At 42.1% G+C, this 2,646-nt stretch carries 1 protein-coding gene and 2 pseudogenes; all 3 read right to left on the reverse strand.

Annotated features, from left to right (window positions below):
* Positions 1 to 125: pseudogene (locus tag F6K49_RS40345) on the reverse strand (transposase); the annotation flags it as partial.
* A 108-nt stretch (positions 126 to 233) separates the two neighbouring features.
* Positions 234 to 1,910 carry a group II intron reverse transcriptase/maturase gene (ltrA, locus tag F6K49_RS40350; RefSeq protein WP_293025457.1) on the reverse strand — a complete coding sequence of 559 codons (1,677 nt, stop codon included), beginning with the start codon at positions 1,908 to 1,910 and terminating at the stop codon, positions 234 to 236.
* A 556-nt stretch (positions 1,911 to 2,466) separates the two neighbouring features.
* Positions 2,467 to 2,646, reverse strand: a pseudogene (locus F6K49_RS40355) (transposase); the annotation flags it as partial.

Genomic DNA, 2,646 nt, shown 5'->3' on the forward strand with positions numbered 1-2,646 from the left:
TGCTTGCAATTAATCCATCCAAGCTCAACTGCATCAAGCAAACTAAGTCCCATCCCTTCCAAGAAACGCGCGGTACGACGCAACAATACTGCCTGCACCTCGGTTTTACTCATATACCGGGTGATTTATTAAACTAAGCCGAGGAGTCGCCTCCCTGACTCGTCTTCAGAACCGTACGTGACACTTTCGTATCATACGGCTCCTCATTACAGGAACCATTGACGTTGGTACCTCTACCATGGATTAGCATCTAGTTCCATAGTGGAATTATTTTTCTTTCCATGTTTAGCGTCATGACAATGTAGGTGCAATAATTCCAGATTTTTGTCTGAGTCTTTTCCACCTAGTGCTTTTGGTAATATATGGTGCTTTTCCATCAAATCTTTTTCTCTAAAGGTAAGACCACAGTGAGCACATTTCCCTTTTTGCCTTTTCAAAAGTCTTGCCTTTTGACTGGTCATTTCAGGATGTTTTCCCATTCTGGTACTCCAATATACTGAGTCTCCGTCATATGGACTTCTGGTTTCTTGGACTTTGACATGTCTTTTTATTTCCTTCCAGACATGTTTAGGGAGATAATCATCCCCGTCTTTGAATACCCATTTATTATTTCCAACAGTTCCCCAGTATTTATTGTTTACCCATGTTTTTGATTTCTTTGGATGTCTTCTGTATCCCCATCTTTGAAGTTTATTCCAGAGCAAGTTTCCTAAATCGTTGAAGGTTTCTTTACTACATACTGTGCTGTAATAGTTGCACCAACCTCGTATTTTAGGTTTAAGATGGCTTATGAGAGCCTTTTGTGGGGCAGCTTTATGTCGTTCTATGACGTCCGCTATTTCCCCGTAATGCTCTTGGACTTTTTCTTTAGATGGTTTGATGATGGTTTTGAAGCCTTGTTTTGAGTGATTTTTTCCCACCTTATATTGTTTGACGTTGAATCCTAAGAAATCAAACCCGTCCATTGTGTGGGAGATTTTTGTTTTACTTGGCTTTAATTCCAAACCCATGTCATTTAGCCAATCATTGATTACTTTTTGAAAATCCTCTATCACAGTTTGGTCTGGGTGCATGATGACGAAATCATCTGCATATCTAACTAGTCCAAGACCATTTTTATAATGTGTCTTTTTTTTCGGTACAGAGTTAGCGTGTTCCCAGATTCTATGTTCCATTCCGTGTAGGGCTATGTTGGCCAGAAGAGGAGAGATGACTCCTCCCTGTGGTGTGCCTTCTTTTGTAGGGGAAAATACTCTTTTATCCATCACACCGGCTTTTAGCCAGGACTTAATTAAACGTCTCATGGAAGGATAGGTATTGAGTTTTGTTAGTAAAGCATCGTGATTTATTTTATCGAAGCATTTTGCTATGTCAGCATCAAGAACCCATTTGGGTTTTTGTCTGATGTAGTTAAATATTGCTTCGATGGCGTCATGACATGAGCGTCCTGGTCTGAATCCATATGAGTTAGGTTCAAATTTAGCTTCCCATTCTGGTTCTAGTGCCAGTTTGGTTAGTGCCTGCAATGCGCGGTCATACATGGTAGGTATACTTAATGGGCGTTTTTCTAGCCGTCCTGGTTTGGGAATCCAAACCCGTCGGGTAGGTTTTGCCCTCAGGGATACATTAAGGGAGGCTACTAAGGTGGGGCGTTGTTCTGGTTTAAGAGACTTCACCTCGTCTATTCCAGCCGTATTTTTCCCTTTGTTTTCCTGGGTGACTCTACGTACCGCTATCATTTTTGCAGTCCAGGACTTCATCAGAGTCTTTTGTAGCTTTCTTACCGCACGGGTGTCACCACGTTGAGAGGCTCGAAATATTCGTTTTTGCAACTTGTATAAGGTTTTTTCTAGCTTTCGCCAATTTACCTTATTCCATTCCACCGTCTGGTTACCCAGAGTTTTAGACATGTTAATTGGTACTCACAACTATTTCTTTTCCTGTAACGTGAGTCCGTCTGCGTATCCTGGTTATTACCCCAGGCATTAGCTTCTGACTCAATCTTGCCCCCATATGACTTGCGGCTAACTACCTACTTGGAATATTCGACCTTTCCAAGAGTACATATGGCGGTTACTTCGTTCCTGATGACCATTGTTATAGACTTTTAGGGCGGTACTATTCACCGGGAATATTATTTGGGAATCATTAATTAAACAAGGAATTAATTAATCCTTTATTCCGCGACATTTTGTCTGTGGCGTATCAATCCATTTCGCCACGTGGTACTGACGATGATTCAGGTGTACCTTTCTCTCGTACCCATGAGTCTCTGCCTGCTACTAACTTCCCTTGGATTAGTTCCGCTTCGCTGTTCGACCCCTGCATTCATTTATGAACTTGTTAGTTTTCACAAATGGGGGTAGGGCTTTCACTCCGATTCCGGGAGGATTGGACTTTCACCAATATGGTCATCAAGTTGTCTAGGTTCTGTATTCCGACTTTATTGGTCGGAGCTCCTACCGGCTAATCCCCCAAAATCCCATAAGAGGTTTTGGTTTCTAGCCAACGAATCGCACCCTTATCCGTACCTCGATTAAGTATGTTTTTGGCAGCATTGTAGTCAGCCTGTAACACGACCCCATTAAACCTGGTAAAATTGTCCCCGTTTCTTTCCCCCAACAGGGTTCCAGTAACAGAGTCAAC

This window comes from Moorena sp. SIO3I6, from assembly GCF_010672095.1.

What these genes read in the sequence shown, in the direction of transcription:
- ltrA (WP_293025457.1), bottom strand. Translation starts at nt 1,910, where the DNA reads ATGTCTAAAACTCTGGGTAACCAGACGGTGGAATGGAATAAGGTAAAT.